The organism is Paraflavitalea speifideaquila (genome assembly GCF_032395985.1).
Lineage (GTDB): Bacteria > Bacteroidota > Bacteroidia > Chitinophagales > Chitinophagaceae > Paraflavitalea > Paraflavitalea speifideaquila.
The window spans coordinates 7,703,627-7,729,193 of record NZ_CP135920.1 but is presented as its reverse complement, the minus strand read 5'-3'; the positions used below and the strand labels follow the sequence as shown (position 1 = coordinate 7,729,193).

Annotated in this window: 29 protein-coding genes, 1 tRNA gene, 3 pseudogenes and 1 riboswitch; of the genes and pseudogenes, 14 read left to right on the top strand and 19 right to left on the bottom strand. The window is 45.0% G+C overall.

Annotation, left to right across the window (positions count from 1 at the left end):
• Window positions 1-118 precede the first annotated feature (118 nt).
• From der to RS881_RS52940, 4 genes are all read right to left on the bottom strand, one after another.
• Window positions 119-1,468, bottom strand: a complete 1,350-nt coding sequence (gene der, locus RS881_RS52955; RefSeq protein ID WP_315818179.1) for a ribosome biogenesis GTPase Der — start codon at window positions 1,466-1,468, stop codon at window positions 119-121.
• 17 nt (window positions 1,469-1,485) lie between these two features.
• On the bottom strand, window positions 1,486-1,644 hold the full coding sequence (locus RS881_RS52950; RefSeq protein WP_315824912.1) for a KH domain-containing protein: 159 nt from the start codon (window positions 1,642-1,644) through the stop codon (window positions 1,486-1,488).
• A 50-nt stretch (window positions 1,645-1,694) separates the two neighbouring features.
• The gene (era, locus tag RS881_RS52945) at window positions 1,695-2,354 is read right to left on the bottom strand and encodes a GTPase Era (RefSeq protein WP_315818178.1); all 660 of its coding nucleotides are present in this window, start codon (window positions 2,352-2,354) and stop codon (window positions 1,695-1,697) included.
• 89 nt (window positions 2,355-2,443) lie between these two features.
• Window positions 2,444-2,515, bottom strand: a tRNA-Met gene (locus RS881_RS52940).
• A 79-nt stretch (window positions 2,516-2,594) separates the two neighbouring features.
• On the opposite strand from RS881_RS52940, the gene RS881_RS52935 reads away from it, so the two are divergent.
• From RS881_RS52935 to RS881_RS52920, 4 genes are all read left to right on the top strand, one after another.
• A complete protein-coding gene (locus tag RS881_RS52935; RefSeq protein ID WP_315818177.1) occupies window positions 2,595-3,440 on the top strand; it encodes an alpha/beta hydrolase in 846 nt (281 codons plus the stop codon).
• A 158-nt stretch (window positions 3,441-3,598) separates the two neighbouring features.
• Window positions 3,599-3,931, top strand: coding sequence for an AAA family ATPase (locus RS881_RS52930; protein WP_315818176.1), 333 nt, complete (start codon window positions 3,599-3,601; stop codon window positions 3,929-3,931).
• Window positions 3,897-4,658, top strand: coding sequence for an AAA family ATPase (locus tag RS881_RS52925; RefSeq protein WP_315818175.1), 762 nt, complete (start codon window positions 3,897-3,899; stop codon window positions 4,656-4,658). The genes RS881_RS52930 and RS881_RS52925 overlap by 35 nt, the downstream gene beginning before the upstream one ends.
• 41 nt (window positions 4,659-4,699) lie before the next feature.
• Window positions 4,700-4,921 carry a hypothetical protein gene (locus RS881_RS52920; protein ID WP_315818174.1) on the top strand — a complete coding sequence of 74 codons (222 nt, stop codon included), beginning with the start codon at window positions 4,700-4,702 and terminating at the stop codon, window positions 4,919-4,921.
• A 510-nt stretch (window positions 4,922-5,431) separates the two neighbouring features.
• Here RS881_RS52920 and tnpC read toward each other — a convergent pair.
• The 5 genes and pseudogenes from tnpC to RS881_RS52895 form a co-directional block, all read right to left on the bottom strand.
• Window positions 5,432-7,018, bottom strand: a complete 1,587-nt coding sequence (gene tnpC, locus RS881_RS52915; protein ID WP_315818173.1) for an IS66 family transposase — start codon at window positions 7,016-7,018, stop codon at window positions 5,432-5,434.
• 174 nt (window positions 7,019-7,192) lie between these two features.
• Window positions 7,193-7,575, bottom strand: a pseudogene (gene tnpB, locus RS881_RS61180) (IS66 family insertion sequence element accessory protein TnpB).
• 3 nt (window positions 7,576-7,578) lie between these two features.
• Window positions 7,579-7,896, bottom strand: a complete 318-nt coding sequence (gene tnpA / locus RS881_RS52905; RefSeq protein WP_315814461.1) for an IS66 family insertion sequence element accessory protein TnpA — start codon at window positions 7,894-7,896, stop codon at window positions 7,579-7,581.
• Window positions 7,897-8,258: 362 nt separating this feature from the next.
• Window positions 8,259-8,969: a head GIN domain-containing protein gene (locus tag RS881_RS52900; RefSeq protein WP_315818172.1), complete on the bottom strand. Its 711-nt coding sequence runs from the start codon at window positions 8,967-8,969 to the stop codon at window positions 8,259-8,261.
• A 35-nt stretch (window positions 8,970-9,004) separates the two neighbouring features.
• Complete coding sequence (locus tag RS881_RS52895; RefSeq protein ID WP_315818171.1) at window positions 9,005-9,661, bottom strand: head GIN domain-containing protein; 657 nt, start codon at window positions 9,659-9,661, stop codon at window positions 9,005-9,007.
• A gap of 239 nt (window positions 9,662-9,900) precedes the next feature.
• Window positions 9,901-10,019, top strand: a riboswitch (TPP riboswitch).
• Between the two features lie 80 nt (window positions 10,020-10,099).
• Between RS881_RS52895 and RS881_RS52890 the strand changes: the two genes are divergently transcribed.
• From RS881_RS52890 to RS881_RS52875, 4 genes are all read left to right on the top strand, one after another.
• Complete coding sequence (locus tag RS881_RS52890) at window positions 10,100-11,053, top strand: carboxypeptidase regulatory-like domain-containing protein (RefSeq protein WP_315818170.1); 954 nt, start codon at window positions 10,100-10,102, stop codon at window positions 11,051-11,053.
• Entirely contained in the window at window positions 11,050-12,186 is a 1,137-nt protein-coding gene (locus RS881_RS52885) for a TonB-dependent receptor (protein WP_315818169.1), read from the top strand. The genes RS881_RS52890 and RS881_RS52885 overlap by 4 nt, the downstream gene beginning before the upstream one ends.
• A complete protein-coding gene (locus tag RS881_RS52880) occupies window positions 12,180-12,515 on the top strand; it encodes a hypothetical protein (protein ID WP_350340044.1) in 336 nt (111 codons plus the stop codon). Before RS881_RS52885 ends, RS881_RS52880 begins: the two co-directional genes overlap by 7 nt.
• A gap of 196 nt (window positions 12,516-12,711) precedes the next feature.
• The gene (locus tag RS881_RS52875; protein ID WP_315818168.1) at window positions 12,712-13,842 is read left to right on the top strand and encodes a DUF6807 domain-containing protein; all 1,131 of its coding nucleotides are present in this window, start codon (window positions 12,712-12,714) and stop codon (window positions 13,840-13,842) included.
• A 304-nt stretch (window positions 13,843-14,146) separates the two neighbouring features.
• On the opposite strand, the gene RS881_RS52870 is transcribed toward RS881_RS52875, so the two are convergent.
• The 3 genes from RS881_RS52870 to RS881_RS52860 all read right to left on the bottom strand — a co-directional run bounded on the left by RS881_RS52870 (window position 14,147) and on the right by RS881_RS52860 (window position 15,254).
• The gene (locus tag RS881_RS52870; protein WP_315818167.1) at window positions 14,147-14,290 is read right to left on the bottom strand and encodes a hypothetical protein; all 144 of its coding nucleotides are present in this window, start codon (window positions 14,288-14,290) and stop codon (window positions 14,147-14,149) included.
• Between the two features lie 70 nt (window positions 14,291-14,360).
• Entirely contained in the window at window positions 14,361-14,750 is a 390-nt protein-coding gene (locus RS881_RS52865; RefSeq protein ID WP_315818166.1) for a Crp/Fnr family transcriptional regulator, read from the bottom strand.
• Between the two features lie 9 nt (window positions 14,751-14,759).
• Complete coding sequence (locus tag RS881_RS52860; protein ID WP_315818165.1) at window positions 14,760-15,254, bottom strand: Crp/Fnr family transcriptional regulator; 495 nt, start codon at window positions 15,252-15,254, stop codon at window positions 14,760-14,762.
• 371 nt (window positions 15,255-15,625) lie between these two features.
• Here RS881_RS52860 and RS881_RS52855 point away from each other — a divergent pair.
• The 6 genes and pseudogenes from RS881_RS52855 to RS881_RS52830 all read left to right on the top strand — a co-directional run bounded on the left by RS881_RS52855 (window position 15,626) and on the right by RS881_RS52830 (window position 19,993).
• Window positions 15,626-16,806 (top strand): annotated as a pseudogene (locus RS881_RS52855) (isocitrate dehydrogenase (NADP(+))).
• Window positions 16,807-16,930: 124 nt separating this feature from the next.
• Complete coding sequence (locus RS881_RS52850; RefSeq protein WP_315818164.1) at window positions 16,931-17,650, top strand: phytanoyl-CoA dioxygenase family protein; 720 nt, start codon at window positions 16,931-16,933, stop codon at window positions 17,648-17,650.
• Window positions 17,651-17,765: 115 nt separating this feature from the next.
• Window positions 17,766-18,206, top strand: coding sequence for a DUF6841 family protein (locus RS881_RS52845; RefSeq protein ID WP_315818163.1), 441 nt, complete (start codon window positions 17,766-17,768; stop codon window positions 18,204-18,206).
• A 75-nt stretch (window positions 18,207-18,281) separates the two neighbouring features.
• On the top strand, window positions 18,282-18,557 hold the full coding sequence (locus RS881_RS52840; RefSeq protein ID WP_315818162.1) for an acylphosphatase: 276 nt from the start codon (window positions 18,282-18,284) through the stop codon (window positions 18,555-18,557).
• Between the two features lie 45 nt (window positions 18,558-18,602).
• Window positions 18,603-19,355 carry a 3-keto-disaccharide hydrolase gene (locus RS881_RS52835; protein ID WP_315818161.1) on the top strand — a complete coding sequence of 251 codons (753 nt, stop codon included), beginning with the start codon at window positions 18,603-18,605 and terminating at the stop codon, window positions 19,353-19,355.
• A gap of 74 nt (window positions 19,356-19,429) precedes the next feature.
• Window positions 19,430-19,993, top strand: a complete 564-nt coding sequence (locus RS881_RS52830) for a hypothetical protein (protein ID WP_315818160.1) — start codon at window positions 19,430-19,432, stop codon at window positions 19,991-19,993.
• A gap of 153 nt (window positions 19,994-20,146) precedes the next feature.
• Here the strand turns inward: RS881_RS52830 and RS881_RS52825 are convergent, their stop codons facing one another.
• From RS881_RS52825 to RS881_RS52795, 7 genes and pseudogenes are all read right to left on the bottom strand, one after another.
• Window positions 20,147-20,473: a Rossmann-fold NAD(P)-binding domain-containing protein gene (locus RS881_RS52825; RefSeq protein ID WP_315818159.1), complete on the bottom strand. Its 327-nt coding sequence runs from the start codon at window positions 20,471-20,473 to the stop codon at window positions 20,147-20,149.
• Window positions 20,470-20,622 (bottom strand): hypothetical protein, encoded by a 153-nt coding sequence (locus RS881_RS52820; protein ID WP_315825044.1) that lies wholly within the window; start codon window positions 20,620-20,622, stop codon window positions 20,470-20,472. The genes RS881_RS52825 and RS881_RS52820 overlap by 4 nt, the downstream gene beginning before the upstream one ends.
• A gap of 15 nt (window positions 20,623-20,637) precedes the next feature.
• A pseudogene (locus RS881_RS52815) lies at window positions 20,638-21,035 on the bottom strand (NAD-dependent epimerase/dehydratase family protein); the annotation flags it as partial.
• Between the two features lie 568 nt (window positions 21,036-21,603).
• Complete coding sequence (locus tag RS881_RS52810; protein WP_315824910.1) at window positions 21,604-22,779, bottom strand: IS4 family transposase; 1,176 nt, start codon at window positions 22,777-22,779, stop codon at window positions 21,604-21,606.
• A 274-nt stretch (window positions 22,780-23,053) separates the two neighbouring features.
• Window positions 23,054-23,425 carry a T9SS type A sorting domain-containing protein gene (locus tag RS881_RS52805; RefSeq protein WP_315818158.1) on the bottom strand — a complete coding sequence of 124 codons (372 nt, stop codon included), beginning with the start codon at window positions 23,423-23,425 and terminating at the stop codon, window positions 23,054-23,056.
• Window positions 23,416-24,093: an alpha-amylase domain-containing protein gene (locus RS881_RS52800; protein WP_315818157.1), complete on the bottom strand. Its 678-nt coding sequence runs from the start codon at window positions 24,091-24,093 to the stop codon at window positions 23,416-23,418. Before RS881_RS52800 ends, RS881_RS52805 begins: the two co-directional genes overlap by 10 nt.
• Window positions 24,027-25,460, bottom strand: coding sequence for an alpha-amylase family glycosyl hydrolase (locus RS881_RS52795; RefSeq protein WP_315818156.1), 1,434 nt, complete (start codon window positions 25,458-25,460; stop codon window positions 24,027-24,029). The genes RS881_RS52800 and RS881_RS52795 overlap by 67 nt, the downstream gene beginning before the upstream one ends.
• Window positions 25,461-25,567: the final 107 nt, after the last annotated feature.

Sequence of the window (25,567 nt, the reverse complement as noted above, 5' to 3'; positions counted from 1 at the left end):
TTGCTTTTGAGTTTTTATGAGATGGGCGCAAAAGTAGCACCTTTTGCAATTATGCAAACATTTTGGGAATAGTCGGTAATATTTTGATTTACTTCGGGTTAGAACGCATTATATACCCCTACTTTTTACGGAAGAACAGGCGTACGGGCACACCCTTGAAGTTGAAATGCTTCCTTAATTGGTTCTCCAGGTAATTCTTGTAAGGTTGTTTTACCTCTTCGGGATAATTGCAGAAGAAGGCAAAAGAAGGTACATGCGTAGGCAGCTGGGTCACAAATTTGATCTTGATGGAGTTGCCACGAACTACCGGCGGATGGTAGGATTCAATTGCTTTGAGCATGACCTCATTCAATTGGGAGGTAGCTATCCTGCGGGATTTGCTTTCAAATACGTCCAGCGCCATTTCAATGGCCTTATGGATCCGGAGCTTGTCTTTGGCGGAAATGAAGAGAATGGGTACGTCATTGAACGGGGCCAGGCGTTTCTTCAATTCTTCCTCATAATCCCGGGCGGTATTGGTCACTTTTTCCATCAGGTCCCACTTATTGACCAGGATGACGATACCCTTTCCTTTGCGCACCAGGAGGCTGAAAATATTCAGGTCCTGGGCGGTAATACCCTTTTCGGCGTCGAGTAATAGTAAACAAACATCAGCCTCATCCATGGCTTTGATAGCCCTGATGACAGAATAGAATTCCAGGTCTTCCTGTACCTTGGTTTTGCGGCGGATACCGGCGGTATCGATCAGTACAAACTCTTTCTGGAAGAGGTTGTAATGGGTATGAATGGTATCGCGGGTGGTACCTGCGATATCGCTTACAATGGTACGTTCCTGGCCAATCAAAGCATTGAGCAGGGATGATTTGCCTACATTGGGTTGGCCAATGATGGCAAACTTAGGGATGGCTGGAGCAGCAGGTGCTGGCTCGGCATCATCGCCCATATAGTCTTCTGATTCTGTAGCTGGCTCTTCGGGAATGAGGGCGGTAATGGCATCCAGGATCTCGCCCGTGCCGCTGCCGCTCATAGAAGAAATGAAGAAAACCTCGTCAAAGCCCATTCCGTAGAACTCTGTTGCTTCCAACATGCGTTCGGGATTGTCGACCTTATTAACGGCCAGGAAAACTGGTTTGGAAGTGCGGCGCAGTACATCGGCCATGGCTTCGTCCATATCGGTAATGCCGGTAGCGGCATCTCCCATAAATATCAGGGCATTGGCTTCCTCCAGGGCAATCATTACTTGTTTGCGGATCTCTTTCTCAAATACATCCTCACTATGGTGTACAAAACCGCCGGTATCAATTACGTTGAATGATTTACCGTTCCAGTCGGCCACACCATATTGGCGGTCGCGCGTTACGCCACTCACATCATCTACAATTGCTTTGCGTTGTTCGAGCAAGCGATTAAAAAATGTGCTTTTCCCTACATTGGGTCTTCCTACAATTGCTACCGTAAAACCAGCCATATCTGCTACTTAATTTTTTAATGATAACCGTATTCTTTCAGCATGAAATCGTTGTCTCTCCATTTGGGCTTCACCTTCACGAATAATTCCAGGAACACTTTCTGTCCTATAAATGCTTCAATATCCTTCCGCGCATCTGTTCCCAGTTGTTTGATCATCTTACCACCTTCGCCCAGCAGGATCGCTTTTTGCGATTCACGTTGTACTATAATATCGGCTACAATTTTTACCAGGGTTGTTTTTCTTTGAATTCGCGCACAATGACCGTGGTATGATAGGGTATTTCGTCTTTGAACAGGTAGAATATCTTTTCCCTGATCATTTCACCTACAAAGAACCGGGTAGGCAGGTCGGTCATTTCATCTTCGGCAAAGAAGGGTTCGCCTTCGGGCAGGTATTTGACGATGGTTTGTAACAGCTCGTCAATCTGTAAACCTTTCAGGGCGCTAATGCCTACCACTTCTTTGGCGTAAGGCTTGGACCTGAAAAAGTTAAAGACGGCTTCCTTCTGGTTGGCATCAACCGTATCTATTTTGTTGATCACCAAAATAGCCGGTGCTTTCAGGCGTATGGATTCAAAGAGGGCGTTCACCTCTTCCATACTCTCTCTTACATCTACCAGGAGTACGGCCACATCCGTATCTTCCTTGGCCTGTTGTACAGCGTGCATCATCTTCTCCTGTAACTTGTACGTGGGCTCAATGATGCCGGGTGTATCGGAAAAGATGATCTGGTATTCCGGTTTGGTAATGATGCCTTTAATGCGGTGCCGGGTGGTTTGTACTTTGGGCGATACAATAGCAAGCTTTTCGCCCATTAAAGCGTTCAGCAAGGTGCTTTTGCCCGCATTGGGGCGTCCAAATATGCTTACAAACCCGGATTTCATAAAGAATGCAAAGGTAATGAAAGGTTGTTGTGGTTATTGGCCCATAAAAAAAGGGATCAGCATTTCGCTAATCCCTTGATCTTCATTTGTTGCGAAGCCAGGGTTCGAACCTGGGACCTTCGGGTTATGAGCCCGACGAGCTACCGCTGCTCTACTTCGCGATGTGGGTTGCAAATGTACGCTTTTTACTATTACTGCCAAATATTGATTTACTTTTTTACAAATCGTATTTTCAGGGTTATGAATAAGATATCATTATTTATCGTTATAGCCCTCCTGACGGCCTGTTCGCCGAAAGCCCAACAACAGCAGGACTCCTTGTATTCCCGCCACCTGCAGCGCAAAGTGGATTTAACGATTATCCATACGCCCCTGCCTGATGACAAGTCGAAACTGAATCTCTTACTATTGAACGACGGGCAGGAACTGGCGAAATGGCGCGTGCAGGAAATAACGGATAGCCTGTACAAAGCCAAGGCCATTGAACCGTTGGTGATAGTAGCCATCCATGCCGGCGACCGTATGCAGGAATACGGTGTGGCCGATAAACCGGATTATGGAGGGCGGGGCAGCCGGGCCGGGTACTATGATGCTTTTATAAACAATGAACTGTATCCTTATATTAAGAAAAAGACGGGCGTGCGAAAATTCCATTCCGTTGCCATAGCCGGCGCTTCACTGGGTGGCTTGTCGGCCTTTGATATTGGTTGGAACCATGCTGATAAGATTGATAAGATCGGGGTTTTCTCCGGTTCCTTTTGGTGGAGGGATAAGGATGTTACAGACAGTAGTTATTCGGATGACAATAACCGCATCATGATGGCCAAGCTGAAAGCTTCGCGTAAGAAACCACAACAACAATACTGGTTCTATGCGGGTGGGGCGGAAGAAAATTCGGACCGGGATAAAGACGGAATTATTGATGTAGTGGATGATACAAAGGATCTGATAGCCCTGCTACAAAAGAGGGTACCGGCGCCCGGTGCAGTGGTTTACCAGGAAGTAGCGAGCGGCCATCATGACTGGCCTGATTGGAGTGCTGTAATGCCTGGGTTTATGGTATGGGCTTTTGGGGGAGATAAATAATAAAGTGGAAATCGAGCTATATTTACTATAATATCCATAGCAGGGGACTTTGCTTGAGTACCTTTATATTTAAAAGCTTAAATTAGGGTAGGTATTGTTATTTTTGGATGAGCAATAATTTCAATACAATACATTTGAAACAATAGAATTCTGCAAATATGTGGGTTGAAGAAGCGATTTTAGATAACCTAAAGTGTTTTGACAGACAAAACATACGATTTGGTTCTAATAAAGGTTGTTATCCTTGGACTACTTTGTTGGGAGAAAATGGAACAGGAAAAAGTACTGTTTTGCAAGCTCTGGCTCTACTCCTAGCTGGTCCAGAGGGGGCAAAACAACTATTGACGCGACCAGATGGTTGGCTCAAAGATGAATCTCGATCGGGTAAAATGACAGTAAGGTTGCATCAAGGAGGAAGTGACCCTGGTCAATATGGGGAGACAAAAAGAAAGAAAAGTGTTCCAATACACTTTTCATGTTACTGGGAATGAGAAAATAACAATAAATAATAAAGTTTTTACTGAGCCTGTTATTACTGAAGATACAAATAGTAGAGCGCTTCCTTGGCTTCGTGAAAATGCTTTGCTTCCAAAAGGGAAAGGATGGTTCGGTGCGGGATATGGAGCATTTAGGAGATTGACTCGAGAAAGTAGAATAATAGTTCCTTCACTTCAAACTCCATTAAGGTATACTAATTTCTTTTCTCAATTTAAAGAAGATCAAGCTTTAGAGGCATTCGAGACATGGATGGTTTATTTGGACTATCGAATTTCGAAATCTGACGATAAATTGGCTCAAAAGCAAAAGGAGTGGGGAATAAAAGCCATTAACCAATTATTACCAAATGGAAATGAATTTGATTCTATTGATGGTAATGGCAGAATATGGTTTCGAGTCCAAGGCACTAAAGTCTCAACAGTTGGATTATCTGACGGATTTAGAAGTATTTTAGCGCTAACTGGAGATCTCGTGTGGAGACTGATAGAGGCATTTCCTGACAGTAAGAATCCTTTAAATGAGCAAGGCGTCGTTCTGATTGATGAACTGGATATTCACTTACATCCAACTTGGCAGAGAACAATCGCAAACCTTTTACGGAGAACTTTTCCTGCAATACAATTTATTATGGCAACCCATAGTCCTTTAGTAGCTGCAGGTGCGGGAGAAGATGCTATAACCTATCGATTTTATAAAAAATCGACGATAAAATTGTTGTAGCTCAGATTAGAAGTATTTATGCTAAAAGCGTTGATCAGATATTGCAAAGTGAAGCTTTTGGACTTGTTTCAACCTTTTCTCCCGAGGCTCAGGAAAAAATCGATCGATATTATGTATTAAAGAAAAAAAAGACTTTGAATTCTAATGAGAAGCATGAGCTTCAAATGGTCATTCCATTTATTCAGGAAGCTCTAGGGTTCAATGCAGAAGAATCTGAAACGGAAAAGAGTTTAAATGAGTATATTTCAAAAAATTGGCAATGATCAATGTTAAGAGAATAAAAGAGCCAACTATTCTTCTTAATAATAAAAAAAAGTGGGTTATCGATTATTTTAAAGCTTTGAAAGCGTTTCGGTTAACTCCTACTAGAAAAATAAGGAGAGTTTACGAAGAATAGAAAATAAATACAATAATCTCGAGGTCAAGGTCGCGTTAAAAAGATGTTTGCTAATAAATGCGCGTATTGCGAAAGCTACTTGATGCACGTTAGTTATGGACATATCGAACATTTTAAGCCTAAAGCGAAGTACCCTCAATATTGTTTTAGTTGGGATAATTTATTATTGGGATGTGAAGTATGTAATGGGAAACGCTATAAAGGAATTAAATTTCCTTTAAAAAAGAAAATGGGCCACTTGTTAATCCAGTAAAAGAGATTCCTGAAAATTTTCTTCTATTCGAGTATGATACTGCGACAGGAACAGCCAATGTCATTGGTAAGTGTGTCTCCGAGTAGCCTAAAAAATCGTATTGTTTAGTTGCCTAATTTTGCTTTAAGCCTTAGTGATGGCTTGTGTTTTTTTCCACTGGTGGGGTAAGAGTTTCCTGAGTTGCGCGGTAGTCATCTCGTTGATGTTATGACTAAGCACTTCGCGGAGCCACTCATAAGGGTTTACGGTATTAAGTTTGCAGGTAACCAGCAGCGAGTATAAGAGGCCTGCTCTTTTGGCCGCTTCATGCGAGCCACAGAACAGGTAGTTTTTGCGTCCGACAGCCAGGTTTTTCATACAGCGCTCTATGGGATTATTATCAATATGCAAATGATTAGTAGAGGCATAGAGACTTAAGCCGTCCCAGCGTTTGATGCTGTAAGCTATAGCCTGTGCTATAGGGCTTTTCGGTTTTAGCTTTACATACTCCTGCTTCATCCACTCTCCCAGTTCTTTTAAAATAGGCACAGATTGTTCTGTCCGCCGCACTTTGATCTGGTCCGGGTTGAGCTGCTCTTCTCTACATTGCTCCTCGATCTTATAAAGCTTCGCTATCTCGGTCAAAGCATATTCTGCCCGAACTTTATCATTGCCTTTCGCCTCATAAAAATGACGACGGGCATGGGCCATACAAAAGAACACATGTATTCCTTTGATGTCCAACTCTTCATAGACATCATAACCATCTACCTGCAAGTGACCCTTAAAATGTTGTAAGATATGTTTGGCTGCCAATGTATCCCTCCCCCGATGATAATCAAAGTAGATCAGTTGCCCGTTATGCGTTAAGTACGTCCAGTAATACCCCTGGTGGGTATCTTTCTTCTTATTCCTGTCCAGAACCTGTATGGTTGTTTCATCACCATGCCAATAATCATATTGGTACATCTCATGCAGGTGCAGATGGCCCAGTGGCGCTACCACGTTCGCAACCTGCCGTACCCAATCGGTAATGGTTGAATAAGCAATGGTGACATTACTTCTCTTGAAGCAGTCCAACTGACGATTCAGCGGTTTATGATCTATAAACTTATCTATAATGATCTGTGCTAACAACTCCGGCGTGGCAATGCTCTTAGACAAGGCTTGCTCTGGAAGATGCGCCTGCACTATACGATGCTGATCAGGCCGTTCTGCTACAGAGCATTTATACTGAGGGATAATAGTACGTTGGAGAAATATTTCTCCCGGCTTCCAGCCAAGCTGTTCCTTTACTTCTTCTCCCACCTTCTCGCATCCGCTCACATCTTCCGGAGGCTCTATCACGGTCTCTTCCACCCGTAGATGATCCGGAAAGGCATTGGCTAACCCGTTTTCCCGTTGAACCTGTTTTTGCTTTACGTAACTTATCTTTTGAACATCAGCAAGGTTGGTTGCTTTATACCCCTGCTCAAAGGAAAGGCCTAATTCCTGCTGTTGCTGTAAAGGGGAAGGAACAAACTTCTCAGTCTTAAAACCACCCAGTAACTTCGTTAGTTGATACAATTGATATTGAAGCTGCGTTACCTGATCGCGTAATTCTTTATTGCTTTGTAATAGCTCCTGGTTGTTTTGTGGTAATTGTCCATTATTTTGTTGCTGTAGTTGCAGCATTGGAAGCAGTTGCTCATAGAGCGCTTTGTAATCTATATTTTCTGCTGCTGCTGACATTATACAAAGATAGCCCGGCTATGCATTTAAGCTATATCGTATAACCGAAAGTTATACAGCCGATGCGTGGATAAACCCGCATTCAAAAATGATTTTAAAAACAGCACCAAAAATGTGGATAACCCGGCCTGTTTTTCTTAAAATAAAAAACGTTGCCATTTTTCGATGGCAACGTCAAATATATTCAACCCATGATCCATAAGGATTACATCGTACCGATGTACCGCTTTCGAAAAACGCTTTCTTCAAAGAAACGCCCTGTAAGATCATACTTAATTGTTTAGCCGTAATACTACTGTGAGTGCCTTCCATAATACCTGCCGGTAACTCAAAGGTACCTTCCTCTAATCGCTTATAGTATAAGCTAAAACCATCCCCTTCCCATTCTAACGCCTTCAGGTGCGTTTGCCGTTTGTTCAAAAGATAAATACATCACCCGTCTGAATTTCCATTCCCAGTTCGTTGGTAACAAGCCCGCTCAAACCGTCAAAACTCTTCCTTACATCCGCCCACTTATGATACAACCAGTAATGGGTGCCGTTGTTGATCTGTAACATAAGTTAACTGATTAAAGCTTTTAAAAAACTCACAGATGGCTCCCGGTAAAAACGGATGCCCCGGTATTCCGCAAAGAGATCCTGGGAAATGGAAACCTCTTGCTGCCCTGTCACTGTTAGCAAAGTGAAACTACTTTGATTCTCCATCGGCTTATCTTCCAACCGGGCGTGATATTTCTTCTGCCAGTAGTGATATGTACCAGGTGAAAGATCATACAACTCACAAAAATCTTTTACTGTCATCGAACTGGCTTCATGTTCAGCTATCAACGCGAACATTTTTTGCTCCTTCGATAAGCCACTTGATTGCTTTTGTTCCATACGTTTACATTTTTGATAAGCCCAAAAAGTAAACTTTTATAATATCTTAATTTTTAGCTACTCGGAGGTACACATTGGTAAAGGCGCTAGAGGGGAAACTACAGAAAATTTATTAGGCCTAAATCGACCCGAATTGGTGCTTCATAGGAGTAAAATAGTAAGAAGAATGGCAATAGTTGCAATTAATGCCTCGAAAGGTGACGTGGATGCGCTCGCTGAAATGCGAAAATATATTCAAACAGATGAAGAGTATTCTGCCTTTGCTAAAGTTTTATATAGTCACTTTAAGTTGCCATAAAAAGCGTTAGGTGAAAACCCAACGCTTATGTACCCTAATATATGTGAAAATTGAAAAGAAAAACTTAGCCTCGTCTGGACACACTACTGGCGCCACTGGTTCTTAGATCACGGATTACGCCATCGCCTTTATAGTATACACCGCTGGCGCCGGAAGCGCGGGCGTTTAATTCTTTGTTGACGGTAACCTTGATATCGGAAGCGCCACTGGCTTCGGCATCGCAATTATCGGTCAGCAGGTCAAAGCCTTTAAAGTCACTGGCGCCATTGGCATCAATCTTCAAGGTGGTAACCTTACCCTGCACTACGGCATCAGAGGCGCCACTAAGGCGAATATCCAGTACATTGGCTTCCACGGCTCCTTTGAAATCACTGGCACCTCCCATTGAAATAACCAGTTCATTGGCCTTAATGGTGCCGGTTACAACCACATCACTGGCGCCGGAGGCAGTCAGTTTGTCGAGTGTTTTGAATGACACATATACTTTCAATTTCTTATTGCCTTTCCACCACCTCATATCCTCGTCATAGTAGATCCTTAATACACCATCTTCCACCACGGTTTTAATGCGGTCCCTGAATTCGGGTCTGGCGGCACTTACAGCCAGCGCTTCTTCATCGGATTGGGACAGGTAGAGGTCGATAGCATTGGTGACTTTGATAGCATGAAAGCTGCCTATACTCCGGGGTTGTGCATTCTCATCATTGATCACTTGCTTTTGCGCCATTATGGCAACCGGCAGGATCATCAGTAAAAACAAACCTATCTTTTTCATGTTGTGCTTTGTTGGTATTTATAGAGGGCTACAAGTTAGCCCTTTTTCGATACGCTACCACCGCTGCTGGTTTTTACATTGCGGATAACGCCATTGCCTTTATAAGAAACATTACCGCCGCTGGAAGCTTCGGCCGACATTTCCTTGTTCATGGTGATCTGTATACCTGCACCACTGCTTACATCTGCATCGCAGGTGCTAACCGCCAGCTCATAACCATGAAAGATACTGCCGCTGGAGCCATCTACCTTTAAAGTGCTGGCGGTGCCGGAAATATTTACCACTGATCCGCTGCTTTGATCTACCGTGAGGGTACTGAAATTGACTGCTCCTTTGAATACGGCGCCACTGGAAACATCCAGGTTCAGTTTATTGCCTTTCAGTTCACCTTCTACGCTTACACTGGCTCCCGCATTTACATGCAGATCATCAATGTTTTCGATGGAAACGTAGGCAACGGCCTCTTTGTTACGGTTGTTACGGTTTTTCCAGAACTTCAGTGTCTCTTCCTCAAAATAGATCTTCAATACCCCATTTTCTACCCTGGTAATGATCTTATCGCGAAATTCTTCTTTGTTGGCGCTGACGGCTACGGCTTCTTTACCCTGGCTTAAATATAGTTTGATACCAGTAGATACTCTGATAGCATGAAAGCCTGAAACGTTTCTTACCTGGGCCAGGGGATCATTCACTTGCTTTTGGGCCAGGAGGGCCAGGGAAAAAGGAGGCTTATCCCGAGTATTCCGATCTTTTTCATAATTAGCATTTTAGAAATAGACTGAGTCAATTTTTGAATGTTGCATCTGCAGCAGCAGCTTGAAATCGCAACGCGCTACACAAAACTGTGACGGTTTACAAGGAGAGAATGTTACAATTCTTCTAAAAAGTTTTTTTGCCTGTATCTTTGCGTCCTCTTTGGCCAAAGAGGTTTTTCAGATTCCCGGGGTGCTTTTTCCGATTACCCTTTCACCAGGGCGGAAAAGGCTGAGATTATACCCGTAGAACCTGACCAGGGTAATGCCTGCGCAGGGAAGGTAGGTCCTCTTCTATTGTCTACACTTCGCTTTCGCAGCATTTTCTCTTAAATCATTTTTTCACTCAAAATCTTTACGAAGATGAAAAAAATGCTTTTGGGGATTTGCTACTTATTGATTTCCCATGGGTTATCAGCTCAGCAGATTGCGGGCTACGTAACCGACGCATCCACCGGAGGCCCCGTAGCATTGGCCACGGTAGAATTATCGAATATTGCCACCATTACCACCAATGAATCGGGGCAATTTGTATTTAAGAAGATCAAACAAGGACAGTACCGCTTGCGGGTGACCAGTATTGGGTACCAAACCACGGAAACCACGGTTTCGCCGGGCAGTATTATTCAACCTATCAAGCTGAACCGGCTGAACCTGTTTATGCAACCGGTAGAAGTACGGGCCATCCGTGCCGGTGAAAAAGCCCCTTTTGCCAAGACCGACCTGTCCAAAAAAGAGATCGAAAAGATCAATACAGGGCAAGACCTCCCGTTTATCCTTAATCAGACACCTTCGGCTGTGGTTAGTTCCGATGCAGGCAATGGGGTAGGATATACCGGCATCCGTATTCGAGGTACCGATGGTACGCGTATCAACGTTACTTTGAATGGCATCCCGTATAATGATGCGGAATCGCAAGGCAGTTATTTTGTAGACCTTCCCGACTTCACCTCTTCTGTAAACAATATACAGATACAGCGCGGGGTAGGTACTTCTTCCAATGGCGCCGGCGCCTTTGGTGCTACGATCAACCTTAGCACCAACGAAGTGAATACTACTCCTTATGGTGAGATCAACAACAGTTATGGTTCGTTCAATACCTGGAAGCATACGCTCAAAGCGGGTAGTGGACTGATCAGTGACCATTTTACCATTGATGCCCGGTTGTCGAAGATCAGGAGTGATGGGTTTGTAGACCGCGGCGCCAGTGACCTGCGTTCCTTTTATCTTAGTGGCGCTTACCTGGCAGCCAAATCATCCATTCGATTTAATATTATTTCTGGCAAGGAAAAACATTCCAGTCCTGGAATGGAGCGCCGGAATACAAAGTGAATTACAATAAAGATTCCCTGTTAAAGCATTATTACAATAATGTAGGTCAATTGTACTTTACACAGCAGGATTCTGTGAACCTGTTTAATTCCGATCCGCGTAAGTACAATTATTTTACCTACGCTAACCAGACCGACAATTTTCAACAAGATCATTACCAGTTATTCTTCAATCACGAATTCTCGTCCAAACTCACGGTGAATACGGCCTTCTTCCTTACCAAGGGGAAGGGTTATTATGAGGAATTCAAGGCCCAGGAAAAGTATAAGACCTATGGCTTGCCCGATTATAAAGTGGGTGGCAATACGTATACAAAGACCGACCTGATCCGGCAGCTATGGCTGGAGAATGATTATTATGGACAGATATTTTCGGTTCAGTATAAAAACACAGCCGATCAGTTTACTGTTGGTGGTGGCTGGAATAGGTTTGACAACCATCATCACGGAGAGGTGATGTGGACGCAGCTGGGTGGTGTTCCGAACGATTACCGGTGGTACAACCTGGAAGCTTTTAAAACGGATGTGAATGCTTATGCCAAATACCAGCATAAGTTCTCGCCCAATTGGGAAGTCTTTGCAGATATGCAGTACCGGCGTGTACTGTATGATATTGGCGGTTTCCGCAAGAACCCCACGCTGAAAGTGCGCAACACTTTTGACTTCTTCAATCCGAAAGCAGGGATTACCTATGGCAATGGCGGTTTCCTGGCTTACTTGTCCTACGCACAGGGTAATAAAGAGCCTAACCGCGATGATTTTGAGGCGGGGCTGACGCAGCAACCTAAGCCGGAACGATTGCATGATTTTGAATTGGGCTTCTCTAAAAAGAGTGATTGGTACAACCTGGGCGCTAATATTTATTATATGCTCTATAAAAACCAGTTGGTGCAAACAGGTAAGATCAATGATGTGGGCGGCTATACGCGTACCAATGTGGACAAGAGCTACCGGTTGGGTATAGAGCTACAAGCTGGTGTGCGCGTGGCGCAGTGGTTGCAACTGGGGGTAATCTTACCATCAGTGGCAACCGTATTAAGGATTTTACGGAGTATTATGATGATTATGATAATGGCGGTCAGAAAGCGGTACCCCATGGCAATACCAATATTGCTTTTTCGCCCAATGTGGTAGCTGGCGGTAATGTGACTTTCATTCCTGTGAAGGACCTGGAGGTTACTTTCCTGGAGAAATATGTAGGCCGCCAGTACCTGGACAATACTTCCAACAAACAACGTAGCCTGGCAGCTTATTTTGTACAGGATGCGCGGGTGATATATAGTTTAAGGAAGGTTTTTACCAAAGAAATATCGCTGATTGGGCAAGTGAACAATATGCTGAACCGGAAATACAATTCCAACGGGTATACGTATAGTTATCAGGCTGGCTCATTGATCACGGAGAACTTTTATTTCCCCATGGCCGGCACCAATTTCATGGTAGCATTGAATATTAAGTTGTAAAACACCTATAGAAAATCCAACCGTTAAATGCCACAGTTTAACCTTTCAAATGGTTATACTGGGGCATTTCTCATGTAGGTTTTCAGTACATTTATGTTATATCCCCCTGCGCATGAAAGGAATACAGGTACTATGCATAGTAAGCTTACTAATTTGCCAATCACTATTAGCCCAACCGTCAACGTTCACCCTTGAAGTGAAGGCCGGAAAACATACCCGGTATCAAACCCCGGTATATGTAAACCTGCCCAAGGCATTACCAGCCGGCAATTTATATACCCTCAAAAATACCAAGACAGGTAAACAGGCCATCGGGCAACTCATAGATAGCGTAACGATGGTATTTATATTGCCGGACAGCCTGGGGCCTGGTTCCTGGAGCAACTATACGGTAACCAAACTGGCCCGGAATAAAGCGCCTAAAAATGCAGTGACCATTACTCAAACAAAAGCCGGGTTGCAGGTAAGTGTTAAAAACAAACCGATCTTCTTTTATCATACCCAGGAGGCATTGCCTGCCGGCGATAGTGCTTATTACCGCCGCAGTGGTTTTATTCATCCCTTGTATAGTCCGGGTGGACAAATATTAACGGATGATTTTCCTGATGGTCATACGCACCAACATGCGATATTCAATGCCTGGACCAGGACTACTTTCCGCAAAGAATTTGTAGACTTTTGGAACCAGCAATCCAAAAAAGGGACGGTAGAACATATAGAGGTAAGTAAGATCAAGGAAGGACCGGTTGTTTCGGAATTGCGGGTGAAGTTGCGTCACCGGAGTTTATTGCATGGCGAGGTGTTGCGGGAAATGTGGGTGATCAGGGTGTATCCTTTTAGTGATTATTATTTATTCGACCTGGTATCTGAAGAGCGTAATGTGACTACGGATACGTTATTCCTGGAAAAGTACCATTATGGAGGATTGGGTTTCCGGGGCAGTAAGCATTGGAATGACCACGATAAAAAGAATTACCAGGGACAATGGAATGTGCTTACCAGTGAAGGCATTCGTGATTCGGCTGCCAACCATACGCATGCCCGCTGGGTAGATGCTGCCGGCCTCATCAATGGGCAGGCAGCGGGCGCCACTGTTTTTGATCATCCCGTTAATTTCCGGTATCCGCAGCCCATACGGGTACATCCTACGATGCCTTACTGGGTGTATTCGCCGGTGGTAGATGGCGCTTTTACCATCAATCCCGGTACCTGGTACCGCTCACAGTACCGCTATTATGTACACCAGCAAATGCCCGATACGGTGGCCATCGACCGGTTGGAGAAAGATTGGGTAGTACCGCCTGATGTAAAAGTAACCGGCTTGTAGACCGTAAGTCATTTTAGTCCGAAAGTCAGTAAAGTCCGGAAGCAAAACTAAATAGTCCGGAAGTCAGTAAAGTCTGGAAGTCGGGATGCAATACTGAGTAGTCCGGAAGTCAGTAAAGTCTGGAAATCGGGAAGCAATACTGAGTAGTCCGGAAGTCAGTAAAGTCTGGAAGTCGGGAAGCAATACTGAGTAGTCCGGAAGTCAGTAAAGTCCGAAAGTCTGTAAGTAATACAATTGATTTTTCTTCCCGACTTTTCCAACTTCCGGTCTTCCGGACTTTTCCGACTCTTTCGTCTTTCCGACTTTATTTCTTTTGCAATAGATGTTTTAGCCGGCTGAAAGTTTCCGGTTTGATGTTGAGATAGGAGGCCAGTATTTTCTGTGGTACCCGTTGTAGCATATGGGGGTGATTGGTTACATAAGCCAGAAAACGTTCGCGGGTGGTCATCTGTAACTGCTCATAATAACGGACATCCTTTTTACAAACATCTGTGTTACCATGGCGCGCCCCAAACGCTCTACAGCGATCGTTTTTTGAGGGCCAGCTGCAAATTATTATAGCTAATAGAGATCAGGACGGTCGACTCCAGGGTTTCCAGGATCAGGTCGGAGGGCTTGCGGGTATGGAAGGATATTTCGGACTGTACAATATGGCCTTCTGTGGCCAGTTGCAAGGTAGCTTCGCCCCGTTTGGTGATGATGTATTTACGGACCATGCCTTTCATTACAATATTGAGGTAGTCGTCGACCTGCCCTTGGGGAAGCAGGATGGCTTTTTTATCGAAGGCCCGTAATTCAAGGAAGGGTGACAGGAGGTCAAATTCGTGCCGGCTTAGCTCCATGAATCGCTGGAGGTAAGCAAACACATGTTCCAAATAGCTTTTAATATCCAATTTTCTCTCTCTCATGCAGTGGGGTTAGTGAGGGGCAGATGTCTCTGCTATCCTTTTAGATAAATGATGCTTTAATCTACTAAATGTTTCGGGTTTAATATTAAGATAAGAGGCAAGATATTTTTGTGGTACACGGCGAAACAGGTCGGTATTCTCCAACACAAACCTGACGAAGCGTTCTTTGGTATCGTAGCGGATCCTATCCAGTTCCCAGTATTCTTTTTGCAGGAACAGGTCGGTAATGAGCAGTCGACCCAGCGATTCCATCCTGGGATAGCGGCTGTAAAGGCCTTCGAGCTCTTTTTGGGGCAGGGAGAGCAGGATGGAGGGTTCGATGGTTTCTACGGCATAGGCCGATGGCTGGCCAGAAAAGAAAGAAACGGAAGAGCAGATAAGCTCTCCTTCCCTGGCCAGTTGGGTGATGACCTCCTGGGTGCCTTTATAGAAAAATTTGCGCAGCAGGCCTTTATTAATAAAATGGAGGTATTCCTCGGTTTGACCGGGCTCTATTAAACGCACCTTTTGTCATAGGAACGTACTTCCATGGTTTTGGCAAGGACTTCCAGTTCTTCGGGAGAGAGGGTAATAAAACGGCCGATATATTTGTGTAACACATTCAGCATAAGCGCAAGTTAAAGTTAATCATATATTCTAAACACGCACTAGCGTCTACTTGCATCCTTTTCCTGGAAAAATACGTGTAAATACGTAATGGACAAACTCGAACGGCCAACGGGTACCTGCCTGCCCCCTGAACAGGCCATAAAAGCGCTTTGTGTAAGTTCTGCATTTGCTGTAGGTTTGCAATCCTTAACATAGCTTAAAATTATTCAGCACATGGCAAAAAAATTAAAGTAGCAAATCCTGTTGTGGAACTGGATGGTGACGAAATGACACGTATCATCTGGAAATTCATTAAAGATAAACTGATCCTGCCCTATATAGAGGTAGATATTAAATATTATGACCTGGGTGTTGAGTATCGTGATCAGACCAATGACCAGGTGACCATCGATGCGGCCAATGCCATTAAGGAGTACGGTGTAGGTATCAAGTGCGCTACCATTACACCTGATGAGGCCCGTGTAAAAGAATTCAGCCTGAAACAAATGTGGAAGAGCCCCAATGGTACTATCCGTAATATCCTGGATGGTACAGTTTTCCGCGAACCCATCGTGATCAACAATATTCCCCGCCTGGTTACGAATTGGACAGCCCCTATTATCGTAGGCCGTCATGCTTTTGGCGACCAATATCGCGCTACAGATACCGTTATCAAAGGTAAGGGTAAATTAACTATGACCTTTACCCCCGAAGGTGGGGGCGAACCCCAAACCTTTGAGGTATACAACTTCAAAGGCGATGGCGTAGCGATGACCATGTACAATACAGATGAAAGCATAATTGGTTTTGCGCGCAGCTGTTTTAATATGGCCCTTGCCAAAAATGGCCTTTGTACCTGAGTACCAAGAATACGATCCTTAAGAAATATGATGGTCGTTTCAAGGATATTTTTGAAGACATCTATCAAAATGAGTTCAAAGCTCAGTTTGAAGCTGCTGGTATTGTGTATGAGCACCGCCTGATTGATGACATGGTAGCCAGCGCCCTGAAATGGAATGGTAATTTTGTATGGGCTTGTAAGAACTATGATGGCGATGTACAAAGTGATACGGTGGCACAAGGTTTTGGTTCACTCGGACTGATGACCTCTGTACTGGTTACCCCCGATGGGAAGACGATGGAAGCGGAAGCTGCCCACGGAACGGTTACCCGTCACTACCGCGATCACCAGGCTGGTAAGCCTACCAGCACCAACCCCATTGCCTCTATTTTTGCCTGGACAAGGGGATTGGCTTTCCGCGGTAAGCTGGATGGCAACCAGGAATTGATCGATTTCTGTAATGCTATTGAAGCGGTTTGTATTGAAACCGTAGAAAGCGGTAAGATGACGAAGGACCTGGCGGTATGCGTTCATGGCAATAAGGTAAAACACGGAGAACACTTCCTGTATACCGAAGAGTTCCTGGATGCCATTGACCAGAACCTGAAGAAGAAGATGGGATTATAGTCTAATCTTTACGAATAGATATACTTGAAAAGCGTTCCGCAAAAGCGGGACGCTTTTTTGTTATGTATGTAATGCAAGTTCAAAGCCACTATATTTGACTGATCGTTTGTTTAGTACGTTTAATATGATAAATGATTTAGCTCAATGCAGGTTGCAAATAGATAAGGAAGGCTTCGCTGTTGTTCCCAATGTGTTCAGCCATACTGAAATAGCCTTAATCATTGAAGCCATCAACCAGGCTGACCATTCTAATCCTACCTTCCGAAAGAGCAATGATCTCTTTGCTATCCGGCAATTCCTGAAAGAGGTGCCTGCTGTGCAATCCCTTGTACTTACAGAGCGGTTAATGAACCTGCTTCAGGCCTTGTTTGGAGCGGGGTATTTCATAGTAAAATCTATTTACTTTGATAAGCCGGAGCAATCCAACTGGTTTGTAGCATATCACCAGGACCTCACTATATCTGTAGATAAAAAGGTGGAGCTGCCGGGCTTTGGCCCCTGGACGGTGAAGCAAAATCAATTTGCAGTGCAACCACCCTTAGCGATATTGGAACGCAACTTTACCATTCGTATTCACCTCGATGATACCGATAAAAACAATGGCGCCTTGAAAGTAGTGCCCGGCTCTCATGCTAAGGGCATTTACCGGCCTGAAACCATCGACTGGTCCAAAGAAACAGCAATTATTTGTGAAGTGCCTCAGGGCGGCATGATGATCATGCGCCCGTTGTTATTGCACGCTTCGGGCCGCACCACCAACCAGGCCCGCAGGCGGGTGATACATATTGAATTTAGCAATACGCAGCTACCTCATGGGCTAAACTGGCCGGAAGCTATGGCATAATGTATTTCCCTACCTGTTACCAATTGTACCCACATTTACCCCAATAGCTATATTATGCCACCCTTTCTTCTGGCAAAGAATTTGAACATTTAATTCCATAGTATAAATATGATCTATGGAAAAGAGTATATATGAATTCTTCGCTGCGTATGAAAAGCGTTTCAATGAGGCGCTCAAAGGAGAAACTGATGTAGAAGCCACTGCCAATGCTTTTGGGCCTTACTTTGTGGAGGCCGGTCCGGCAGGTATTCATGGAGGCAGCAATGACCAGGAGTTCCGTAAAAAGATACCGCAGGGGATGGAATTTTACCGTCAAATTGGCACTTATTCGATGGAAATCCTATCGCAAGAGGTAACGCCGCTGGACGACCTGCACTATATGGTAAAGATCCATTGGAAGGCTACTTATAAAAACAAGGACAATACTGAACTGGACATTGATTTTGATGTGCTCTATTTCTTGCAGAACAAAGAGGACCAGTTAAAAATATTCGCTTACATCACGGGCGATGAAGACAAGGTAATGCGGGAGCATGGGTTAATCAATAGCATGTAGGGTGAGCCGCCTTGAGAAGGCGACCCACCCTTGATGCTACGTGAATACTTGCTTCCATCTTCGTACCTTTCTTGCATGTTACAAACTGTTTCCATTATTGTTACCGGCAAAGTGCAGGGGGTGTTTTATCGCCAAAGCACCAAAGAAAAGGCTTTGGAGCTGGGTATTACGGGTACTGTTAAGAACCAGCCCGATGGCAGTGTATTGATCCAGGCTTCGGGCCCCTCGACGGTCATTAATCAACTGATAGCCTGGTGCCGGCAAGGGCCCTCCCGTGCCCAGGTAACCAGTGTTGAAGTAACAATTATTGAAACCCGTGCTTTCATTGGTTTTACCGTGCTGCGCGGATGATATTTTTACCTATCTTGATCTCCTATTCCTAAAATTATTTGTACCATGACCCAACGATTATTGATGACTGCCTGCCTGGTATCGATGGCGGCATTTACTCAGGCCCAGAAAGTGAACCGTGCAGGTGGCGATCCTAAACTATCAGAATATTGGGAGCCCGAAGTAAAAGTAGTAGCACCCGGAAAAACAGCAGCCGATGCACCCGCTGATGCCATTGTATTATTTGATGGCAGCAATACCAGCGCCTGGGAAGCCAAGAATGGCGGACCCATCAAATGGAAAGTAGAGAATGGCGCGATGACAGTAACCGGAGGCGCCGGTGAAATTCATACTACACAGGGCTTTGGCGATTGCCAGTTGCATATAGAATGGAGAACACCGGAAGTAGTAAAAGGCGAAGGACAAGGCAGGGGCAATAGCGGTATTTTCCTGATGGGTAAATATGAACTGCAGGTATTGGATTCCTATAACAACAGAACTTATTCCAATGGACAGGCTGGCAGTATCTATAAGCAATTGCCGCCGATGGTGAATGCCAGTCGCGGTCCTGGCGAATGGCAAACCTATGATGTGATATTTACTGCTCCTGTATTTTATCCCGATGGTTCAGTAAAATCACAGGCACGTATTACAGTTATTCATAATGGTGTGTTGGTGCAAAACAATGCCACCATTTGGGGCGGTACGCAGTACATTGGCATTGCCAACTATGAAAAGCATGGTGATAAAGAGCCGATCATATTACAAGATCATGGCAATCCCGTGAGCTTCCGTAATATCTGGATCAGGCCGTTGTGAGGAAAAGTTGAACAAAAATAGGTGACACCTTTTCGAAAGGTGTCACCTATTTTTGTTATAGCCAAACCAATACCATGAAAAACGATTACTTGCCACCTATTGTTCCTGGTGCCTATTATCACCTTTACAATAGAACCAATAATAAGGAGGCTTTGTTCCTTGGTGAAGAAAACAGGCTTTATTTCTTACAGCAGTATCGATACTATCTTGAGGCTTTTACAGATACTTATGCATATTGCCTGCTTGACAATCATTTTCATCTATTTGTCAGAGTAAAAGCTTTAGATGAATTCATAAGTAGTACGCTGACCAATGGTACAGAAAATTTAACCCGGCATCAAAAAACATTACTTAGGGATGCCTCATTCGATGAGTTACTTCAGCTACAATTTCGACGCTTTTTTACTTCCTACAGTATGGCATTTAATACAATGTGGAATAGAAATGGCAACCTGTTTCACAGACCCTTTAAAAGAGTGCTGGTTGAAGATGAAGCCCAATATTCCAGGCTAGTTTTTATATTCACAATAACCCTGTCAAACATGGTCTTATCAGTGATTTTCGTATATGGAAATGGTCTTCGTATCAAGCCTATTTGTCAAATGCTTCGACGAGTATTAAGAAGCAGGACATGCTAGGTTGGTTTGGCGGAGTAGAGGGGTTTACGAGGTTTCATAGTCAGGAGGGGCCTCAACTGGATAAGTCTTTAATAATTGAAGATTGATCTAAAAAAGAGGTGACACCTTTCGTTCTCGAAGCAAGCGAAAGGTGTCACCTCTTTCAGTTCGTTTCTATTTGCTCACGCCGCCCAATTCGATCTCCAGGTTCTCCAGCATATCTTTTGTCATACGCTCGAGGTTGTATTCTGGTTTCCAGCCCCAGTCTTTGGTGGCTACGGAATCATCAATGCTTTGTGGCCAGCTATCGGCAATGGCCTGACGGTAATCGGGCTTATAATCCAGGGTAAATTCGGGAATATGTTTTTTGATCTCCGCACCTATCTCTTTGGGCGAAAAGCTCATAGCCGATAGGTTATAGGAATGGCGGATGGATATTTTACTTGCCGGTGCTTCCATCAGTTCAATAGTAGCACGAATAGCATCGGGCATATACATCATGGGCAGGTAAGTATCTTCTTGCAGGAAGGAGGTGTATTTTTTTCTTCCAGGGCTTCGTGGAAGATCTCCACTGCATAATCGGTTGTACCGCCGCCGGGGGCCGATTTGTAGCTGATCAATCCCGGATAGCGGATACTTCTTACATCCACCCCAAATCGCTGGTGGTAGTAATTGCACCAGAACTCGCCGGCATACTTGCTGATACCATATACGGTAACAGGTTCGATGATGGTTTGTTGGGGACAGTTTTGGCGGGGGAAGTAGGGCCAAATACGGCAATACTGCTGGGCCAATACACTTTATAGATCTTTTCTTCACGGGCAATATCCAATACATTCAGCAACCCTTGCATATTGAGGTTCCAGGCCAGGTTGGGGTTCTTTTCGCCCGTGGCAGAAAGAATGGCCGCCAATAGGTAGATCTGAGTAATGCTTTGCCTGATCACCTGTACGTGCAGCATCTCTTTATTCATTACATCAATGCTCACATAAGGGCCGGTTCCTTTCAGCAGGTCATTTTCCTCCCGCAGGTCCGATGCGATCACATTGGCATTGCCATACATCTTACGTAAAGCCAGCGTTAATTCAACGCCTATTTGTCCTGAAGCGCCAATAACAAGTATTCTTTCGCGGATCATAGTATGAGTTGCAATTTAGTGGGAGCAAAAAAACGCAAAATTTCGATGGAAACAATAAAATAGTGGCCGGCGGCGCATCCGATTGCTCTGAGCATGGGCAGCAGCTTAGGCAGTGAGCAGTCAATAGCGCTTTCATTGAGTATTGAATACACGTTGGGACGAAAGAGGAGACACCTTTCGCTTGCGAAGTGGACGAAAGGTGTCTCCTCTATTCGTCGAAAAGCTGTCTCCGCTTCAAGATAAAGGTGAGCCGCCCTTAGAGGGCTATTGTGTACCCACATCTTTTTTGTAAAGCATATCCCTGATAAATGGTGTAAAACTTAGTTAGTCCATTTATCAGGGTATTAAACCCTGGTTTTCTTTGGGATGCATATCCTTTCCATCCCCCAGTCGTGCTAATATCCAAAATGCCCAGGCTAAGTTTTGCTGCTGAAAGGGATTTGATTGTTTCTCTGTTTTGCCCTGTACCTTTTATTGATATTTGCCAAACACGCTACTTCCTCATCCTCAAACATTGTTCCCGTATCAGGACTATCCCCTTCCTCCATACCGTAGGCAATTGACATCTGAAACAACTTAATGATCGTGTCCAGCAGCATGAGGGTAAGTTTGCGGATGCTCCAACCACTTTCCAGCTCACTGCCTTCAATATTAAAACATTCCTTTTTAGCACTTTAAATACCTCCTCGATAAACCACCTGCATCTGTACCATTCTATCACCGTATGGGCCTGTTCAAAGTCTTCTACCGGCCAGGTAGTATATAGACGCCATAATATCGGGTCTTCAAAGTCTGTGTTTACCTCCCGCGCCTCTATTACGGTTAACTGTACCGATGACCCTGGCATGGACGCTGCCTTCTTATGAGGCTTCTTTAACTTTACTTTGCCAATTTTTACGGCTATGTCAGCCTCCCTCTTTTTCCTGGTTTTGTCTTTATGCTGATAGCTGATGGTTGTCCTATAATGACCCGCTACGGGCAATCCCTCTATATGATCCCAAAGCTTTACACCCTGTTCCAGCCGCCTGTTATGGTTGCTGCGTACCAGCAAAAAGAACTTGCCATCCTGGGGAGCCATGGCAAACTGTTCATAAAAATCGCCCTCCCTGTCCTGAATAATGATCACTGCCTGGGCTGCCGACAGGCTCTTGTAAGTCTGTTCATTGGAATCCACCCATACCTGGCTCTCCTTTTCTGATACACTCATGCGCTGCTGAACATAATGCGACACTTCCTGTCTCTGATGCTCCCTGGACCACACCTCAATACCCGAGTACCCATAGGGATAGCTCGTTCGGGCATCTATTACCAGGCTCGGATGTAACTTAAAGCCTATCCCTCTTATCGTATCGTTGATCGGACCAAGACTCTCATCATAGAGGATCCGTCCACTATGATCACATAGATTGATCTCGGTGGTATCCTGTATCGATAAAACTACATTGCCAGCACTTACCTTACCGCAACGCTCTACCATCTCCCTGATCAACAGGTCTTCTTGTACTTTATCATTCTTTAAAAAACGATAATATCCTTTTTGTTCTGCACGACTATTGGATATCGATTGAATACTACTATAACCTGCTCGAAATAAAGAACTTAGTAATTGTTCCCCGCGACGCTCTATTCGTTTATCCCCGAATAAGTAATTATAATTGCTTTGATTCATAGTCACAAAGCTATTATTTGTGGGTACACAATAGCCCTTAGAGGGCGACCAGCCTTTTGCTTACGATACAGATAAAGGTGAGCCACCCTGCAGCCCGGCATAGCAGCGCGGTCCCGTAGAAGTGCGGGAGCCACTTTTAACAAATAGAGGTGACACCTTTCGCTTGCGTCGAAACGGAAAGGTGTCACCTCTTCAAGATAACCTCTTCAAGATAAAGGTGAGCCGCCCTTAGAGGGCGACCCAACTTTTGTTTTCGAAGCAATTCGTGTTGCGCTTATCGGCTCAGCAGCATCCTGTGCAATTTGGTCTCGCTACCTGAAGTCAGTTTCAGCATGAAAATACCCGGTGCCAGGTCGGGCGTTTGGATCGTTACCTGGTGATGACCACCTGCCAGCTGTTTGCTAAATACCTGCTTTACCATTTGCCCTTGCAAATTGTATAATTGCGCATTTGTCAAAGATTGTTGCGGCAGGTAAAAGCTAATGGTGGTCGACGATGAAAAAGGATCGGGATAGTTTTTAATGGTAATAACTTGTTTTTCTGTAGGGGCTTCCGGCTTACCGGCTGCGGGTGTTTGTGCTACCCTGGCCGGGTAAGAGGCGGTATTGGCCACTTTGGGCGCCGTATAATTGACCTTTACAAACACGCTCTGCGCCGGATTGCCGGACGATGTGTTTTGACCTTTACGGAGTACAGGCCGGTAGAGCCGGGCGTGTAGGTAAGGGTGAGGTTGCCCGTGCCACTCACCGTTTGCACAATGGTATTGCTGCTATTGTACAAATTGACGGTAAGGTTTTGAGCTGTATTGGTGGGGTAGAGGTAAACGGTAATGGTTTTGCCTGACTCATCGAATACCTTTCCTACAGTGCGCAGGGTGGTGGAGCTGGCAGGCAGGGCACCTCCTTGTTGCAGGGAGCTGGCATGTGAATCGCCCAGGTCATCGGCCATTTCCCATTCCTGCGTAGTACTGCGTTGGGTGGGATTGAAGCTGCCGGTAATGCCTGCAGGCCCCCATATACAATAGCCACGGCGGGTATTGCTGCCATCGCATGGTGGTACATAAATAGTGGCCTTGCCGGTGCCATCGGTCCAGATATCGCTGGTATTGGCGCCGGAATAATCATGCAATTGTACATTGGCGCCAAAGTCGGTTTGGATGGTGGCGTTTTGCCAGGTATTCCAATTGTCATTGATACCTACAATGGCATAACTGTTTTCCGGACCGCTTTTATATCCCCTTTCTATGATCAGGAGATCGGATGCCTGCCAGCGTACTTTGTAGGAGCCTTTTTGAAATTCAGTTTCTGGTGGCACCAGATGATATTGGCTATTTCATCACGTACCGGTAGGTTGGTGGTGCTGGTAGGCTGGTGTGAATATCGTTTGCCCAGGCTACCAACATTGAACAGGTCTTCAAAGAATACCTGTGGTGATCCATCTACGGCAAAAGTAATAGCATAAGCCGCTGCCAGCCGGGCATCAAAGGGGTCTATATGTCCACCGCCCAATTCATTGCCTGCATCCCATCCGGTATAATTGCCCGTAGAATCTTTAATGGGGCGGAAGGTATCGTGGTTATTGACAAAGGGAACCGTACGGTAGCGATTGGTTTGCTGCGCACCGGGAATATTGGCCAGGTTGTAACCTCCGCCGCCACTGACCATATCTTTAACGGCCTGGCGCAAACTAAAATCAAAAGTGCCGGTCAGGTCTTCCGAACCGCCGTTGCTGGTCTTTACGTTATTGATCCAGGTATCGAGGTCGGAGGCGCTGCCCACATATTCACCTACTGAAAACATATTGGCGCCGCCATTGGCCCAGCCTGCATTGTATTTAATATTCCAGAGAAAATCCTGTATGGCCCAGGGCTCAAAATGTTTGACAGCATCAAAGCGAAAGCCATCCACCCCTGTTTGCTTTTTCATCCATACAAACCAATTGCGGGTTTGGGTGCGCATGTAATCCGAAGTTTGGGTGGGATTAAAAGTAGCATTGGAGCTTTGGCCGTAAGCGCCGGCATAATAACAGATATCAGGGCCAAAGAAAGCCCCGCAGATGTCGCCGCTATTGCATACGTGGCTGCTATTAGAATGGAAGTTGGGCCAGTTCTTGGGCCAGCGGCCGGAGCGGGCTAAATATTCGGCAGATGATTCGGTATTGATCGGTGTAGCAAAAGAAGCATAACGAAAGTTTTTGTAGAGGTTGCCATCATTGTTGCCGGATGCCGAGGGGTCCTGCCCGCCAGCCCCGGAAGCCGAACCCGCATTGTCCATGTGATTGAATACTATATCCTGGATGGCATCCATGCCATTGGCATGCAGTACGGCGATCATGCGCAGCAATTCATTTTTATTGCCCAGCCTTGTTTTCAGGTTGCCTTTCTGGTATTTATCGCCCAGGTCGTACTGATCAAAGGGTGAGTAGCCATTGCTATTGGTACCCGCATTTTTGACTGAAGGAGGGATCCACACGCCATCAATGCCTATATCGCGCAGGCGCGGAGCCAGATCGGCCAGGTAATTAGCCCAGCCTTCAGGATAATTGCTGTTCCAGTAATCCCACCAGAAGCCCTGGAAGATCACTTTCCCATTCCAGGGATTTTGGGCGGGGGAAATGGTTGGTGTGAGAAATAGTAAAGCGAGAAGGACGCTATAACACGTCTTGCGTACAAGATTTTTCATACAGCAGCCAATTTTGATGAGTAAATAAGGTAAATAGTAATGTGTAAAAGTTACACAAAGCTTGGCATATTGGCAAATTATTTTATTTGAAGTACGCTCAACGGACC

What these genes read in the sequence shown, in the direction of transcription:
- der (WP_315818179.1), bottom strand. Translation starts at nt 1,468, where the DNA reads ATGGCTGGTTTTACGGTAGCAATTGTAGGAAGACCCAATGTAGGGAAA.
- era (WP_315818178.1), bottom strand. Translation starts at nt 2,354, where the DNA reads ATGAAATCCGGGTTTGTAAGCATATTTGGACGCCCCAATGCGGGCAAA.
- RS881_RS52935 (WP_315818177.1), top strand. Translation starts at nt 2,595, where the DNA reads ATGAATAAGATATCATTATTTATCGTTATAGCCCTCCTGACGGCCTGT.
- RS881_RS52930 (WP_315818176.1), top strand. Translation starts at nt 3,599, where the DNA reads ATGTGGGTTGAAGAAGCGATTTTAGATAACCTAAAGTGTTTTGACAGA.
- tnpC (WP_315818173.1), bottom strand. Translation starts at nt 7,018, where the DNA reads ATGTCAGCAGCAGCAGAAAATATAGATTACAAAGCGCTCTATGAGCAA.
- tnpA (WP_315814461.1), bottom strand. Translation starts at nt 7,896, where the DNA reads ATGGAACAAAAGCAATCAAGTGGCTTATCGAAGGAGCAAAAAATGTTC.
- RS881_RS52900 (WP_315818172.1), bottom strand. Translation starts at nt 8,969, where the DNA reads ATGAAAAAGATAGGTTTGTTTTTACTGATGATCCTGCCGGTTGCCATA.
- RS881_RS52870 (WP_315818167.1), bottom strand. Translation starts at nt 14,290, where the DNA reads ATGACCACCCGCGAACGTTTTCTGGCTTATGTAACCAATCACCCCCAT.
- RS881_RS52865 (WP_315818166.1), bottom strand. Translation starts at nt 14,750, where the DNA reads ATGAGAGAGAGAAAATTGGATATTAAAAGCTATTTGGAACATGTGTTT.
- RS881_RS52850 (WP_315818164.1), top strand. Translation starts at nt 16,931, where the DNA reads ATGATAAATGATTTAGCTCAATGCAGGTTGCAAATAGATAAGGAAGGC.
- RS881_RS52845 (WP_315818163.1), top strand. Translation starts at nt 17,766, where the DNA reads ATGGAAAAGAGTATATATGAATTCTTCGCTGCGTATGAAAAGCGTTTC.
- RS881_RS52840 (WP_315818162.1), top strand. Translation starts at nt 18,282, where the DNA reads ATGTTACAAACTGTTTCCATTATTGTTACCGGCAAAGTGCAGGGGGTG.
- RS881_RS52835 (WP_315818161.1), top strand. Translation starts at nt 18,603, where the DNA reads ATGACCCAACGATTATTGATGACTGCCTGCCTGGTATCGATGGCGGCA.
- RS881_RS52830 (WP_315818160.1), top strand. Translation starts at nt 19,430, where the DNA reads ATGAAAAACGATTACTTGCCACCTATTGTTCCTGGTGCCTATTATCAC.
- RS881_RS52825 (WP_315818159.1), bottom strand. Translation starts at nt 20,473, where the DNA reads ATGATGTATATGCCCGATGCTATTCGTGCTACTATTGAACTGATGGAA.
- RS881_RS52810 (WP_315824910.1), bottom strand. Translation starts at nt 22,779, where the DNA reads ATGAATCAAAGCAATTATAATTACTTATTCGGGGATAAACGAATAGAG.
- RS881_RS52795 (WP_315818156.1), bottom strand. Translation starts at nt 25,460, where the DNA reads ATGAAAAATCTTGTACGCAAGACGTGTTATAGCGTCCTTCTCGCTTTA.